The organism is Cereibacter ovatus, assembly GCF_900207575.1.
Taxonomy (GTDB): Bacteria; Pseudomonadota; Alphaproteobacteria; order Rhodobacterales; family Rhodobacteraceae; genus Cereibacter_A; species Cereibacter_A ovatus.
On the sequence record NZ_OAOQ01000002.1, the window covers coordinates 74,332 to 88,387 of the forward strand.

At 66.5% G+C, this 14,056-nt stretch carries 12 protein-coding genes and 1 tRNA gene; 6 read left to right on the top strand and 7 right to left on the bottom strand.

Annotated features, from left to right (window positions below; genetic code table 11):
- Positions 1-3: 3 nt before the first annotated feature.
- The 3 genes from CRO07_RS02500 to CRO07_RS02510 all read right to left on the bottom strand — a co-directional run bounded on the left by CRO07_RS02500 (position 4) and on the right by CRO07_RS02510 (position 3,771).
- Positions 4-663, bottom strand: coding sequence for a YggS family pyridoxal phosphate-dependent enzyme (locus CRO07_RS02500; RefSeq protein ID WP_097029117.1), 660 nt, complete (start codon positions 661-663; stop codon positions 4-6).
- The gene (locus tag CRO07_RS02505) at positions 656-2,641 is read right to left on the bottom strand and encodes a tetratricopeptide repeat-containing sulfotransferase family protein (protein ID WP_097029118.1); all 1,986 of its coding nucleotides are present in this window, start codon (positions 2,639-2,641) and stop codon (positions 656-658) included. The genes CRO07_RS02500 and CRO07_RS02505 overlap by 8 nt, the downstream gene beginning before the upstream one ends.
- Before the next feature lie 125 nt (positions 2,642-2,766).
- Positions 2,767-3,771, bottom strand: a complete 1,005-nt coding sequence (locus tag CRO07_RS02510) for a porin (RefSeq protein WP_097029119.1) — start codon at positions 3,769-3,771, stop codon at positions 2,767-2,769.
- Positions 3,772-4,053: 282 nt separating this feature from the next.
- On the opposite strand from CRO07_RS02510, the gene CRO07_RS02515 reads away from it, so the two are divergent.
- The 5 genes from CRO07_RS02515 (at position 4,054) to CRO07_RS02535 (ending at position 9,448) form a co-directional block, all read left to right on the top strand.
- A complete protein-coding gene (locus tag CRO07_RS02515; protein WP_097029120.1) occupies positions 4,054-4,593 on the top strand; it encodes a DUF3576 domain-containing protein in 540 nt (179 codons plus the stop codon).
- Positions 4,594-4,662: 69 nt separating this feature from the next.
- Complete coding sequence (leuS, locus tag CRO07_RS02520; protein ID WP_097029121.1) at positions 4,663-7,206, top strand: leucine--tRNA ligase; 2,544 nt, start codon at positions 4,663-4,665, stop codon at positions 7,204-7,206.
- Positions 7,193-7,681 (top strand): LPS assembly lipoprotein LptE, encoded by a 489-nt coding sequence (gene lptE / locus CRO07_RS02525; protein WP_097029122.1) that lies wholly within the window; start codon positions 7,193-7,195, stop codon positions 7,679-7,681. The genes leuS and lptE overlap by 14 nt, the downstream gene beginning before the upstream one ends.
- A complete protein-coding gene (gene holA / locus CRO07_RS02530; protein WP_097029123.1) occupies positions 7,678-8,670 on the top strand; it encodes a DNA polymerase III subunit delta in 993 nt (330 codons plus the stop codon). The genes lptE and holA overlap by 4 nt, the downstream gene beginning before the upstream one ends.
- Before the next feature lie 76 nt (positions 8,671-8,746).
- Positions 8,747-9,448: a hypothetical protein gene (locus tag CRO07_RS02535; protein ID WP_097029124.1), complete on the top strand. Its 702-nt coding sequence runs from the start codon at positions 8,747-8,749 to the stop codon at positions 9,446-9,448.
- Here the strand turns inward: CRO07_RS02535 and CRO07_RS02540 are convergent.
- Together CRO07_RS02540 and CRO07_RS02545 are read right to left on the bottom strand one after the other, a co-directional pair.
- Positions 9,445-10,605 carry a TIGR03862 family flavoprotein gene (locus CRO07_RS02540; protein WP_097029125.1) on the bottom strand — a complete coding sequence of 387 codons (1,161 nt, stop codon included), beginning with the start codon at positions 10,603-10,605 and terminating at the stop codon, positions 9,445-9,447. The genes CRO07_RS02535 and CRO07_RS02540 overlap by 4 nt on opposite strands.
- A gap of 151 nt (positions 10,606-10,756) precedes the next feature.
- Positions 10,757-10,832, bottom strand: a tRNA-Arg gene (locus CRO07_RS02545).
- A 283-nt stretch (positions 10,833-11,115) separates the two neighbouring features.
- Between CRO07_RS02545 and CRO07_RS02550 the strand changes: the two genes are divergently transcribed.
- Positions 11,116-12,153: a LacI family DNA-binding transcriptional regulator gene (locus CRO07_RS02550; protein WP_097029126.1), complete on the top strand. Its 1,038-nt coding sequence runs from the start codon at positions 11,116-11,118 to the stop codon at positions 12,151-12,153.
- A gap of 111 nt (positions 12,154-12,264) precedes the next feature.
- On the opposite strand, the gene ispH is transcribed toward CRO07_RS02550, so the two are convergent.
- Together ispH and CRO07_RS02560 are read right to left on the bottom strand one after the other, a co-directional pair.
- Entirely contained in the window at positions 12,265-13,215 is a 951-nt protein-coding gene (gene ispH / locus CRO07_RS02555) for a 4-hydroxy-3-methylbut-2-enyl diphosphate reductase (protein ID WP_097029127.1), read from the bottom strand.
- 131 nt (positions 13,216-13,346) lie between these two features.
- Positions 13,347-13,919, bottom strand: coding sequence for a LabA-like NYN domain-containing protein (locus tag CRO07_RS02560; protein ID WP_097029128.1), 573 nt, complete (start codon positions 13,917-13,919; stop codon positions 13,347-13,349).
- Positions 13,920-14,056: the final 137 nt, after the last annotated feature.

The window sequence follows — 14,056 nt, forward strand, 5'->3', positions numbered from 1 at the left end:
CCGTCAGCCGCGCGGCGGATAGCTTCGCTCGCCAAAGATGGCCGAGCCTATGCGGACATGGGTGGCCCCTGCGGCAATGGCGGCCTCGAAATCGCTGCTCATCCCCATCGACAGGCCGGCAAGCCCGTTCCGCGCCGCGATCCCGGCCAGTGCGGCGAAATGCGGGGTGCTGTCCTGATCTTCGGGCGGGATGCACATCAGGCCGCGCACCGGCAGATCCATCCCGCGGCACAGGCCGATGAAGGCATCGGCCTCGGACGGCAGGACGCCGGCCTTCTGCGGCTCGGCGCCGGTGTTCACCTGCACGAACAGATCGGGGCAGGCGCCTCGATCCTGTGCCAGCCGCGCCAGCCGTTCCGCCAGCGAGGGCCGGTCCAGTGTGTGGATCGCATCGAACAGCCCCACCGCCACCTTCGCCTTGTTGGTCTGAAGCGGGCCGATCATATGCACCTCGACCGGGCCGAAGCGGTCGCGCAATCCGGGCCACTTGCCGGCCGCTTCCTGCACATAATTCTCGCCGAAGACCCGGTGGCCCTGTTCCAGCACCGCCACCACGCGGTCAAGCGGCTGCACCTTGGACACTGCGATCAGCCGGATGGCATCCGGCGCACGCCCCGCGGCGGCGCAGGCGCGGGCGATGCGGGCGCGGATCGTCTCAAGCATCGGGGGCCTCCAGCGCGTCGAGCAACTCTTTCAGATCGTCCCGGTGACGCTCCCATGCGTGGGTCGAGCTGCGATAGATCGGCTGGCGCACCTGAAACAGGCTGAGTGTCTGCACGCGACGGGTGTTTTCGTGGAAGTTCAGGCAGGCGTCTTCCCAATCCAGCCCACAGGCGGCGATCAGACGGCGCGATTCATCCTCGGGGTTGGCCACAAGGTCTTCATACTGCACCTCATGGAAGCCGCCGGGCATCTTGCCGCGCCAGAAGTCGATCAACTCGTCGAACATACGGAAATAGCGGCCAAGGTCATGCAGGTCGTAGGCGTAAAGATGCGTGCCCTCGGCAAAGACGTTGCGATAGATCGACAGCGCCGTGTCGCGCGGATCGCGACGCACCACGACAAAGCGCGCCTGCGGCAGCGCCTGCGCGATCAGGCCCATCCATGCGTGGGTCTGGATCGACTTGTCGGTGACCTGAACCGCCTCGGGGAAACGGCGGCGGATCTGGTCGACATAGCGATGGCCCATGCCGGCGATCTCGTCGGGGGCAAGGCTGGCCCACGGGCGCCAGTTGCCGCGTGCGTCCACCACCACCTTCTGCGCCTCGCGGGCGGCAATGCCGATTTCGCCGCCGCCGGTCATGCGGCTGTGGCTGGCGATGATCTGCTCCACCAGCGTGGTGCCGGACCGCGGCATCCCGGTCACGAACACGGGGGCAGCGTCGGACCGGCCGCTGACGGTGATCGGCGCGAAATCGGAGAAGGCGCGCAGGATGGCATCCACCTCGGCGCGGCGGGTGGCGATGTCGTAGGGATGGGCCTTGCGCATCAACTGGTTGGCGGGGCGCAGATAGGTGAACACGCGGTCGTGGCGCTTCAGATCCTCCATCGCTTTGGCCAGCGCAAAGCCGAACTGCATCCGGTCGGCGTCGGGGGTGGCGGGATCGTCGAACCGGCGCTGCATTTCCGCCAGAAGGGGGTCGTCTTCGGCCATTTTCAGACTGGCGGACAGCAGGCGGTAGAATTCGCCCGTGGCGGGCGACAGCGCGATGGCGCGGCGGAACAGCGCCTCGGCCTCGGTGAACGCGCCGCGGTTCTGCAACAGCAGCGCCTTGCGCGAGATCAGCAGGGCGTGGTCGGGTTCGGCCGTCAGCCCCTTGTCATAGCAGACGGCGGCGCCGGCCTCGTCGCCCTGTTGCACCAGCACCTGCCCCAGCCGCATCTGCAACAGCGCGCTGTGGTTTCCCGCAGCCTCGGCCGCGCGGAAGGCTGCTTCGGCTTCGGTCAGATGGCGCAGGTCGCTGTGCAGCACGCCCAGCTGGAACTGGGCGTCGGCGTTCGCAGGCTCGGCGGCGGTGGCGGCTTTCAGGGCCGCCAGACCCTGCGCCGGCCGCCCAAGCCGCACATGGGCCAGCGCCAGAAGGCACAGCGCCCGCGCCGGTTTCGGCGTCAGCATGGCCGCGCGAGAGGCGGGTTCCAACGCCTCGGCCGGGCGGTTCAGCCGCACCAGCGCCTGCGCCAGATGCAGGTGGCCATCAGACCAGCCGGGTTCCAGTTCGGTGGCGCGGCGAAAGGCGTCAAGCGCGGCTTCGGGTTGGCCCAGGGCCATCCGGGCGCTGCCCAGCACATCGGCCACCAGCGCCGAATCGGGCGCCGCGCGCAGCAGGGCGGCGGCGCGCTTTTCGGCGGCGGGCATCCGGCCGGCGTTATAATCGGCCAGCAGGGCCTTGACCTCGACCGGGGCGGCGCGGCCGATCCGGGGGTGCGCCACGGGTTTTGGTGGCTTGCCGGCGGTGGGCTGTTCGGGCGGTTTGCGGGCGGCCAGCAGGCGGCCAAGCTGCAACCGGGCTGCGGCATGATCGGGCGCAACGGCCAGGATGGCGCGATAGCGGCCTTCGGCTTCGGACAGGCGGCCCTTGGCAAGAAGCTGCTGGGCCTCGGCCATCAGTTTCGGCAGGTGGGCGGGGTTCAGGGGCAGCATGATCGGGCCTTCCGCAGGGGCTTTGCCGCGACGTAGCACGGGCCGGGGGGCGCTGTCGAACGGCTTGGCGCAAATGAAAAGAGCGGGCCGAAGCCCGCTCTTTCCGTTCAGGATCGGAAATCCGATCAGAACGCCATCGAGACGCCGACCGAGTAGGTTTCGTAGTCGCCGTCGAGGCCGTCGATGTCCGAGTCGCCGTAGCCGCCGTGGACTTTCAGACCGCCGCCGAGGTCATAAGCAGCAGCAATGCCCCAGCCTTTGGCTTCGCCGCCTTCGAAGTCGAACACGCCGTAGTTGGCGCCGATTTCGAACGCGCCGGTGGTGTAGCCAGCCGAAACGCCGATGTGGTCCGCATCGGCATCGCCTTCGAAGTCGATGTCGGTGTAGGCGAGGCCCGCCACGAAGCCGTTGTTGAAGTCAGCGGTGATCGAGGCGCCGAGCATGTCAATATCCTCACCGGCCGGGATCACGGTGCCGGTGAAGTCTTCGAGGTTGCCGAGGTTCCAGAATCCATCGGTCTCCAGCGACTGGTAGCCGAGGCCGAAGCCCATGCCGATGCCGCCGAGGTCGGCCGCGTATTTCAGACCGATGGCATAGCCGTTGCTGACGGTGTCGGTGTCGTCGAGTTCGGCCGAGATCGCCACACCGAAGTCGCCGAAGCTGTAGTCGTAGCGGGCGATCTGGTTGTCGTAGGCGCCGTCGCCGAACGCACCGAAGTAGCCGGCGTGCTCGGTTTCGTCGTCAGCGATCGAACCCGGGTTGCCGACGTTCTCGGTCATCGCCCAGTCCATGGCGCCGTCGATTTCGCCCATCGTCAGGGTGCCGTAGGCGCCCGAGATGAAGAAAGCTTCGTTGTCGGCAGCGAAGTTGCCGTTCGAGTTGCCTTCGTCTTTCTGGATCTCGACGCTGACGCCGAACGACAGGCCGGTGTCGGTTTCGCCGGTGGCGGCGACTTTCAGCATGAAGTCGTTGTGGAACTCGGTGTTGCCGCCGGTGTGGCCGCCGCGTTCGGTCGCATTATCGCCACCGCCAACAACGCCCATTTCGGCCGAGCCGCTGAAGGTGATTTCGGCCGCGGCGACGCCAGCGGTCATGACCAGGGCGGTGGTCGCAAGAAGAATCTGTTTCATAGTTTCCCTCGTTTATCTCGTCTGCGCCCCCCTCAGGGGAATCCGAGTGGGCCTGAAGTCTGTTTCCCTCTTGAGGCCCGCGATTGCAATTGGAACGGCCAGATCCGGGGGAAGAACGCCGGCGATGGTGCAGTCTTGCCACAGTCGTTTCCGCCGCCCCGCGGGCGGTGCAAGGCGCGGATAAGGCCCCGTTTCCGCCGCGGGCGCGTTGGGCGCGGGAAAAACCTTGGCACGCCCCATGGCCTAAGCTAGACAGCAGCCAACGTCGGAACGGGGGACCGCATGACCTTCCATCGCCTTGCGCGCACAGCCATCCTTGGCGGACTTGTGCTTTCGCTTGCCGCCTGTGGTGGCGGCCTGTTCGGCAGGGGCGACGCCGATGCGCGCAGGGCCGCGACCGACCGGCAGGTGGCCGCGGGGCAGGCGCAGCGCGATGCCGAATGGGCCGAGCGCAACGTGGGCGCGCGTGGCGAAAGCTCGTCCATGTGGGATCTGTTCCGCACCAAGGACGATCCGAACACCACCGTCGAGGTGAACAAGTATATCTGGAACGCCGCGCTTGAGGTGCTGAACTTCCTGCCGGTGCAGTCGGTCGATCCGTTCACCGGGGTGTTCGCAACCGGCTATGGCGTGCCGCCGGGCGGCGGGCGGGCCTATCGCGCGACGGTCTATGTGCAGGACCCGGCGCTGGATGCGCGGTCGTTGAAGGTGTCGTTGCAGACGCAGGGCGGCGGGACCGTCTCGGCCGAGACGCAGCGCGCGGTCGAGGATGCGATCCTGAACCGGGCGCGGCAATTGCGACTGCGCGACGCGAAGCTGTAAAAGGCGCGGCTCTGGACCTTGGGGCGCGCGTGGGTGTAACTGCGGGCGATCCTTTCCAAAGAGGCCGCCATGTCGCGTTACGATCCCGCTGCAACCGAAAGCCGTTGGCAGGCCGCCTGGGACGAGGCGGCCGTGTTCAAGGCGCGGCACGACCCCGCGCGGCCGAAATACTATGTGCTTGAGATGTTCCCCTATCCCTCGGGGCGCATCCACATGGGCCATGTGCGCAACTATACCATGGGTGATGTGGTGGCGCGGCAGAAGGCCGCGGCCGGCTATTCGGTGCTGCATCCGATGGGTTGGGACGCCTTCGGGATGCCGGCCGAAAACGCCGCGATGGAGCGCGGCGGCCATCCCAAGGACTGGACCTACGGCAACATCGCCGATATGCGGGCGCAGATGAAGCCGCTCGGCCTGTCGATCGACTGGAGCCGCGAGTTCGCGACCTGCGATCCCGAGTATTACGGTCAGCAACAGGCCATGTTCATCGACATGATGGAAGCCGGGCTGATCTACCGCAAGAACGCGGTGGTGAACTGGGATCCGGTCGACATGACGGTTCTGGCGAACGAGCAGGTGATCGACGGCAAGGGCTGGCGGTCCGGTGCGGCGGTCGAGCGGCGCGAGCTGACGCAGTGGTTCTTCCGGATCTCGGACTATGCCGGAGAGTTGCTTGAGGCGTTGGATACGCTGAAGGACTGGCCCGAAAAGGTGCGGCTGATGCAGGCCAACTGGATCGGCCAGTCGCGCGGGTTGCAGTTCGCGTTTTCGACGGTGGATGCGCCCGAAGGGTTCGACCGGCTGGAGGTTTACACCACCCGGCCCGACACGCTGATGGGGGCGTCGTTCGCCGCGATCTCGCCCGATCATCCGCTGGCGAAACATCTGGAGCGGCATGACGCCGGCGTGGCCGAATTCGTGGCCGAATGCCGTCGTGTCGGCACCTCGGAAGAGGCGTTGGAAAAGGCCGAGAAAAAAGGTTTCAAGACCGGGGTCCGGGTTCGGCATCCGTTTGATACCGCGTGGGAATTGCCGGTCTATATCGCGAACTTCATCCTGATGGATTACGGCACGGGGGCGATTTTCGGCTGCCCGGCGCATGACCCGCGCGACTTCGAGTTCGCGACGAAATACGGGCTGCCGATCCCGCCGGTGTTCGTGGCCGAAGGCACCGAGGAAGCGCCGCTGACCGAAGCCTTCGTGCCGATGAAATCCGAGCGGGTGGTTTACGTCCGCGGCTTTGCCGGCTCGCAGGTGCAGACCGGCGAAGATGGTGTCGCCGCCGCCATCGACTTTTGCGAATCGCAAGGCGTGGGGCATGGTGTCACCAACTACCGCCTGCGCGACTGGGGGATCAGCCGGCAACGCTACTGGGGCTGCCCGATCCCGGTGATCCATTGCGAGACCTGCGGTGTGGTGCCCGAGGCCAAGGCGAATCTGCCGGTCCGCCTGCCCGACGATGTGACCTTCGACGTGCCGGGCAACCCGCTGGACCGCCATCCGACGTGGCGCGACTGCACCTGCCCGAAATGCGGTGCCAAGGCCCGACGCGAGACCGACACGATGGATACGTTCGTGGATTCCTCGTGGTATTACGCCCGCTTTACCGCGCCGCGGGCGGCGACGCCCACCGATCCGGCGGAAGCCGATTACTGGATGAACGTCGATCAGTATATCGGCGGCATCGAGCATGCGATTCTGCATCTGCTGTATTCGCGCTTCTTCGCGCGGGCGATGCAGAAGACCGGCCACCTGCCCGCGAAGGCGATCGAGCCGTTCAACGCGCTGTTCACCCAAGGGATGGTCACGCACGAGATCTACATGACCCGCGACGCCGCGGGCCGGCCGGTCTATCACCTGCCCGAGGATGTGACCGACGGGCGGCTGGCGGACGGCACCCCGGTCGAGATCATCCCCTCGGCCAAGATGTCGAAGTCGAAGAAAAACGTCGTCGATCCGATGAACATCATCGCCCAGTTCGGCGCCGATACCGCGCGCTGGTTCGTGATGTCGGACAGCCCGCCCGAGCGGGATGTGGAATGGACGGCCTCGGGCGCCGAGGCGGCGTTCAAGCATCTGGGCCGCGTCTGGCGTCTGGCCGATGAGATCAGCCGCGCCGACAGTGCCGCCAATGCCGAGGATGCGGCGCTGGACAAGGCGACCGCCCGCGCCATCGCCGAGGTGACGCAGGGCATCGAGGGCTTTGCCTTCAACAAGGCCATCGCCAAGCTTTACGAATTCACCAACACGCTGTCGCGCTCGGCCGCGGGGGCAGGGGCAAAGCGGCAGGCGATGCGGACCATGGCACAGCTGATGTCGCCGATGGTGCCGCATCTGGCCGAAGAGGTCTGGCACATGCTGGGCGGCGAGGGTCTGGTTGCGCAGGCGCCCTGGCCCAAGGCCGATCCGGCGCTGCTGATCGACGATACGGTGACGCTGCCGATCCAGATCAACGGCAAGCGTCGGGCGGAAATCACCGTGTCGAAGGACATGCCCGCATCCGAGGTTGAAAAGCTGGTGCTGGCGGACGAAGCTGTGCAGAAGGCGCTGTCGGGCAACGCCCCGAAAAAGCTGATCGTCGTGCCGGGGCGCATCGTCAATGTCGTCGTCTGACCGCCGCACCTTTCTTCTGTCCACACTGGCGCTTGCCGGTTGCGGGTTCAGTCCGGCCTATGCACCGGGCGGCCCGGCCGAGCGGCTGTGGGGCGCGGTTCGTGCCGACGATCCGTCGGATCGGCAGGGCTTCGAACTGGTCGAGAGGCTGGAAGAACGACTCGGCCGCCCCGCGGCGGCGCGCTTCGATCTGACCTATCGGATCGCCACCGACATCGACAGCGTGGGCATCACCGGCGAAAACTCGATCACCCGCTACAATCTGAACGGGCGGGTGGATTTTTCACTGAAGGACCACGCCTCCGGGCAGGTCGTCACCAGCGGCCGCGCCAGAAGCTTCACCTCGTGGTCGGCGACCGGCTCGACCGTGGCAACGCTGAGCGCGGAAGAGGACGCCTCAAGCCGGTTGATGCGGATACTGGCCGACGAGATCGTGACCCATCTGCTTGCCACCTCTGGGCGCTGGCTGAAATGATCCTGAAAGGGGCCGAGGCGTCGCGCTATCTTGCGAAGCCCGATCCGGCCCGCGCGGGTCTGCTGATCTTCGGGCAGGATGCGATGCGCGTTGCCCTGAAGCGTCAGGAAGCGGTGGCCGCCCTGATCGGCCCGGAGGGGCCGGCCGAGATGCGGCTTGCCCGGCTTGCGGCCTCGGATCTGCGGCGCGATCCGGCCGCGCTGGCGGATGCGCTGATGGCGAAAAGCTTTTTCCCCGGCCCGCGTGTGGTCTTGGTCGAAGATGCGACAGATGGGCTGACGCAGCTTCTGACCGGCGCGCTGAAGGACTGGCGGCCGGGCGATGCGCAACTGGTGGTGACGGCGGGCGGGCTGACAGGCAAATCCGCGCTAAAAAAGATTTTTGACGCCCATCCCAACGCGGTTTCGATCGGGCTTTATGACGATCCGCCGACCCGGGACGAGATTCAGGGCATGTTGCGCAGCAGCGGGCTTGCCGCGGTCGATCCTGCGGCGATGGAAGGGCTTCTGGCGCTGTCCCGCGATCTTGATCCCGGCGATCTGCGGCAACTGATCGAAAAGCTGGGTCTTTACAAGTTCCGCGATGCCGGGCCGCTGACGGTTGCGGAACTGGCGGCGCTGGCCCCGGCCTCGGTCGAGGCCGAGTTGGACGATGTGCTTGATGCCGTGGCCGAAGGGCGGCGGACCGATGTGGCGCCGCTGCTGCGCCGGCTTGAGGCGCAGGGCGTGAACCCTGTCACGCTTTGCATCGGGGCCACACGGCATTTCCGCAGCCTGCACCGCATGGCCTCGGGCGCCGATTCGGCGCCTGCGGGCTTTAACCGCAGGCGCGAAAAGATGCAGCGGCAGGCGCAAAAGTGGGGCATGCGGAGACTGGAAGACGCGCTGTCCCTGCTGATCGAGACCGACCTGACGCTGCGATCCAGCAGCCGCGCTCCGGGGATGGCCGTGATGGAACGCGCCTTGATCCGCCTGTCCACCGCCCGATAGGCGCGACGGGGGGTGATTCGCCCGATGGAACGTGCTAATCCAGCGTTCAGGCAGAACAAGAAACTTGGAGCAGACCATGAACAGGCTTTCCGTGCTCGCGTTCGTCGCGGCGCTGGCGGCGACCCCGGCATTGGCCGAGATGACCGGCGCGTCGCTCGATTTCGGCCATTCCTTCTTCACCGAGGACAGCGGCATCGCCAAGACATCTCTGGGCGGCTCGGCCGAGTTTGCCTTCAGCCCGATGATCGGTGTGCAGGGCGATCTGGGACTGGCGAAGCTGCGCGAGATTGACGACACCGCCACCGCCTTCGCCCTGCACGGGCTTTTCTACGTCAACCAGCAAACCGCGCTGGGGGTGTTTTACGGCGTGGACGATCTGGATGGCGACAATGTCGATTTCTACGGCTTCGAGGTCGGCCAGCGGTCCGATACCTTCGAGGTCGAGGCCTATGTCGGGCGCACCGAAAGCTCCGGCCTGACCGGCTCGATGATGGGCGTCGAGGGGCGGCTTCAGACGATGGGCAGCTTTGGCGTCGGCGGCAAGGTCCAGCATGTCGACATGGAAGGGATCGACGCCACCCGCTTCGGCGTGACCGGCGATTACAGCCTGCCGAACGGATTCGCGCTGACGGCCGAACTGGGCGCGGTCAATTCCGACGATCTGGGCCTTGACGGAACCGAGCCCTACATCGGCATCGGCGCGCGGTTCGACTTTGGCATGAACCGCGGCACCAGCTTCAGCCGCCGCAGCATCCTTGGGGTGGCGCCGGGGCTTTAACGCCCCGCCGCCGCGCGGCCGGCATGGCGTCCGGTCGCAAGGCAGGCGGTCAGCAGATATCCCCCGGTGGGCGCTTCCCAATCCAGCATCTCGCCGCAGGCGAAGATGCCGGGCAGCGCCCGCAGCTCCAGCCCGTCGGTCAGTGCCGCGCGGGTGATGCCCCCCGCGGTCGAGATCGCCTCGTCCAGCGGCCGCGGCCCGGCCAGCGGCACCGGCAGCGCCTTCAGTCGCTGCGCCAACGCCTCGCCCTGCGGCAGCGGCCGGGCGAATTCCTGCACCAGCGCCACCGCCACCGGCGACAATCCCAGCTTGCGCAGCCGGTTCGGCAGGCTTTCGCCCGGCCGCAGGTTCGCAAACCGTGCCAGAATCTGCGCCGGCGTCAGATCCGGCAGCAGGTCCAGCGTCAGCGCCGCCCCCTCGCGCAGCAACCGCGAGACGGCATAGATCCCGCCGCCCTCGATTCCGCGGGCCGAGACCACGAACTCGCCCCGCTCGCGCCTGTCGGCCACGCACAGCGCCGCGCCCTTCACCGGCGCCCCGAAATGGCGGGCCATGTGGGCCGACCATTCGACCCGAAAACCCATGTTGGCGGGCCGGAACGGTGCGATGTCGACCCCTTTCGCGGCCAGCCATGGGGCCCATGCGCCGTCAGATCCCAGCCTTGACCAGCTTGCGCCCCCCAGCGCCAGCACGGTCACCGCGGGCCGCAGGTCGGTGACGCCTGTCGGCGTGCGAAAGCGCAGCCCCGTGCCAAAGCCCTCCCAGCGCCAACGGGTGCGGATCTCGACCCCAAGGCCCGAAAGCTGCCCCAGCCAGGCCCGCAACAGCGGCGAGGCTTTCATCGCCACCGGAAACACCCGCCCGGACGAGCCGGTAAAGACCGGCTGGCCAAGGCCGCGCGCCCAGTCCTGCACCTCGGCCGGGCCGAAGGCGCGCAGCATCGGGGCCAACCAGTCCGCGGCCTCGTCATAGTGGCGCAGGAACTGGTCTGGCGGCTCGTCCTTGGTCAGGTTCAGGCCCGATTTGCCGGCCATCAGAAACTTGCGCCCGACACTGGGCCGGGCGTCGCACAGAAGCACTTTCCGGCCGGCCCGCGCCAGTTCCCCGGCCGCCATCAGGCCCGCCGGGCCGCCCCCGATCACCAGCGCATCCGTCATCCGCCCCGCTCCCTTGCCGATCGCACCCTAAGCCATGGCTATTGCGAAGGAAATGGCCGCAGGAACCACGCAGGTTCCGGGCTTCCGCGGGGATCTGGCATGTGGCTTTACTTCACGCGATCCTGTGAAAGACACCAAGCTGTTGATTTCATGGTGACCCCGGCAGGACTTGAACCTGCAACCTATCCCTTAGGAGGGGATCGCTCTATCCGTTGAGCTACGGGGCCGGTGGCCACTGAGGCCTGCCCCTTAATGGGGGCAAAAAGCGCGGCTTGCAAGCCGCGTCCGCGCCGATCGTGCTGTCGGGAAAGGAGAGTTGGGGGAGTGACTCTTGGCCCACCACCCCCCCATTGGTCCATCGCGTCCGATTTGGAGAGCTTGCACGACGCTTAGGATCCTGTTGGCCGTTCCCGGCCGTTACCGCTAACATGCCATGGCGAGGGGACTTGGACAAGCCCCCCCTTTGGCGCTAACAACAAAATGTAACTTCACTGCGAGAGAGATGTTTCCGTGGCGAAAGACCCGGCCCCCGCCCTTCAGCGGCGCACGCTGACCCTGCGCGACGTCTCCGATGCCTCGGGCGTGTCCGAGATGACGGTCAGCAGGGTGCTGCGCAACCGTGGCGATGTCTCGGGGCCCACGCGTGAACGGGTGCTGGCCGCGGCGCGGGCGCTGGGCTATGTGCCGAACCGGATCGCGGGGGCGCTGGCCAGCCAGCGGGTGAACCTTGTCGCGGTCATCATTCCGTCGCTGTCGAACATGGTCTTCCCCGAGGTGCTGACCGGCGTTTCGGAAGTTCTGGAAGATACCGGCCTTCAGCCGGTGGTCGGCGTCACCAACTATTCGCCCGAACGCGAAGAGAAGGTGCTGTATGAGATGCTTTCGTGGCGCCCTTCGGGCATCATCATCGCCGGGTTGGAGCGTAGCCCGGCGGCGCGGGCGATGCTGGAAAATGCCGGCATTCCGATCGTCGAGATCATGGATGTCGATGGCACCCCGGTGGACAGCGCGGTGGGGATCTCGCATCGCCGTGCCGGGCGGAAAATGGCCGAGGCGATCGTTCAGGCGGGCTATCGCCGGATCGGTTTTCTGGGCACGATGATGCCCCATGACCACCGCGCCCGGAAGCGTCTGGAAGGGTTCGAAGCCGCACTGGCCGCGCAGGGCTTGCAGGTCGAGGATCGGGAATTCTATTCCGGCGGATCGGCGCTGCTGAAGGGGCGCGAGATGACGGAAGCCATCATGACCCGTAGCCCGGATCTGGATTTTCTGTATCACTCCAATGACATGATCGGTGCGGGCGGGCTGTTGTGGTGCCTGAACCACGGGATCGACGTGCCGGGAAAGGTCGGCCTTGCCGGCTTCAACGGGGTGGAACTGGTGCAGGGCCTGCCCTGTCGTTTGGCCACGATGGACGCCTGCCGGCTGGAAATCGGGCGCAGGGCGGCCGAGATCGTCGCGGGCAAGCGGCCGGATGGGGCGACCTCGGGGGTGGTGATCGAGCTGGAGCCGAAGCTGGAACCCGGCGACACGATTCGGCGCATTTAGGCGCCATGGCCGTGTCTGTCATGCCGGTTCGGGATCTCGGCGGCCGGTCGGTGATGCGGTGGGGTGCCTGAAGCCGGTCACACCGGGGGCTGCCCCCCGGCGTTCCGGGGGTCAGACGGGCTCGCGCAGGATGCGTGGAACCTTGAACTCGACGCGTTCCTGAACTGTCTCGACCGTCTCGACCGTCAGGTTGAACCGCTCGCGGAAGGCGGCGATCACCTCATCCACCAGCACTTCGGGCGCCGAGGCCCCTGCGGCAAGGCCGACAGCGGTCGCGCCGTCCAGCGCATCCCAGTCGATGTCGGTCGCGCGCTGCACCAGTTGCGCCACCTTGCAGCCCGAGGCGGCGCCCACCTCGACCAGCCGGCGCGAGTTCGACGAGTTCGGCGCCCCGATCACCAGCAGCGCCTCGACCTTTTGCGACAGCGCCTTGACCGCGCCCTGCCGGTTGGTGGTGGCGTAGCAGATGTCTTCCTTCGCGGGCACCTCGATCGAGGGAAACTTCTCACGCAGAGCGGCAATCACCTCGGCTGTATCGTCGATCGACAGCGTGGTCTGGGTGATCAGCGCCAGCTTTTCCGGGTCGCGCACCTCAAGGCCGGCGATATCCTCGACCGTCTCGACCAGCAGAACCTCGCCCTCGGGCAACTGGCCCATGGTGCCGATGGTTTCGGGGTGGCCCTTGTGGCCGATCATCACCAACTGGCGGCCGGCCTCGTTGAATCGTTCGGCGGCCATGTGAATGCGCGCGACCAGCGGGCAGGTGGCATCGACATGGATCATGTTGCGCCGTTCGGCCTCGGCCGGGACCGATTTCGGCACGCCATGCGCCGAAAAGATCACCGGACGGTCGTCGGGCGCATCGTCCAGATCCTCGACGAAGACGGCGCCCATCGCGGCCAGCCGGTCCACCACGAACTTGTTGTGAACGATCTCATGCCGGACGTAGACCGGGGCGCCCCATTTCTCCAGCGCCATTTCGACGATCCGGATCGCGCGGTCGACGCCGGCGCAGAAGCCGCGCGGGGCGGCAAGGTAAAGGGTGAGGTGGGGCTTTGTCATCGGCCGGCTCTTCTGTCCTGTGCAGCCCCAGAGGTATTCTCAAAGCGGGTACAGGTCCAGACCCGGCAGGGCACCCGCCACAGGATGCCGCATCCTTGGCCGGCGCGCCCGCAAGGACGCGCCGGCCAGGGTCATTTCGCCTCGACGGCGATTTCCTCGCGTTCCACCCGCGGCTCGCGCGGGGGGCGGCCGATCACTTCGCGCAACTCGTCCAGTTCGATGAAATTGTCGGCCTGACGGCGAAGCTCGTCTGCGATCATCGGCGGCTGGCTGCGGATCGTGGACACGACCGACACGCGCACGCCCTGCCGTTGCAGGCTTTCCACCAGCGGCCGGAAGTCGCCATCGCCCGAAAACAGCACGATGTGATCGACGCGCGGCGCCAGTTCCATGGCGTCGACCGTCAGTTCGATGTCCATGTTGCCCTTGACCTTCCGGCGGCCCTGGCTGTCGGTGTATTCCTTGGCCGGCTTCGTCACCATCGAAAAGCCGTTGTAGTGCAGCCAGTCCACCAGCGGGCGGATCGGCGAATAGTCGTCGTTCTCCAGCAGGGCGGTGTAGTAGAAGGCGCGCAAAAGCTTGCCGCGGCGCATGAACTCTTGCCGCAGCAGCTTGTAGTCGATGTCGAACCCCAGGGCCTTCGCTGCCGCGTAGAGGTTTGACCCGTCTATGAACAGCGCGAGCCGTTCGTCCTTGTAGAACATTATCCTTGTCTCCTCGAGAACCCTTGCCCTGCCAATCTGCCTTGTTCGAAAATCGGATCCGATAAGGAAAAATCGACACGGGGTCGGATATCAGTGTAATACATCTAGCGGCAAGCGCGCGTGGTCAGAAACTTATA

Excerpts from the sequence above, each read along its gene's own strand:
- CRO07_RS02500 (WP_097029117.1), bottom strand. The coding sequence starts at position 663 with ATGCTTGAGACGATCCGCGCCCGCATCGCCCGCGCCTGCGCCGCCGCG.
- CRO07_RS02505 (WP_097029118.1), bottom strand. The coding sequence starts at position 2,641 with ATGCTGCCCCTGAACCCCGCCCACCTGCCGAAACTGATGGCCGAGGCC.
- CRO07_RS02510 (WP_097029119.1), bottom strand. The coding sequence starts at position 3,771 with ATGAAACAGATTCTTCTTGCGACCACCGCCCTGGTCATGACCGCTGGC.
- CRO07_RS02515 (WP_097029120.1), top strand. The coding sequence starts at position 4,054 with ATGACCTTCCATCGCCTTGCGCGCACAGCCATCCTTGGCGGACTTGTG.
- leuS (WP_097029121.1), top strand. The coding sequence starts at position 4,663 with ATGTCGCGTTACGATCCCGCTGCAACCGAAAGCCGTTGGCAGGCCGCC.
- lptE (WP_097029122.1), top strand. The coding sequence starts at position 7,193 with ATGTCGTCGTCTGACCGCCGCACCTTTCTTCTGTCCACACTGGCGCTT.
- holA (WP_097029123.1), top strand. The coding sequence starts at position 7,678 with ATGATCCTGAAAGGGGCCGAGGCGTCGCGCTATCTTGCGAAGCCCGAT.
- CRO07_RS02535 (WP_097029124.1), top strand. The coding sequence starts at position 8,747 with ATGAACAGGCTTTCCGTGCTCGCGTTCGTCGCGGCGCTGGCGGCGACC.
- CRO07_RS02540 (WP_097029125.1), bottom strand. The coding sequence starts at position 10,605 with ATGACGGATGCGCTGGTGATCGGGGGCGGCCCGGCGGGCCTGATGGCG.
- ispH (WP_097029127.1), bottom strand. The coding sequence starts at position 13,215 with ATGACAAAGCCCCACCTCACCCTTTACCTTGCCGCCCCGCGCGGCTTC.
- CRO07_RS02560 (WP_097029128.1), bottom strand. The coding sequence starts at position 13,919 with ATGTTCTACAAGGACGAACGGCTCGCGCTGTTCATAGACGGGTCAAAC.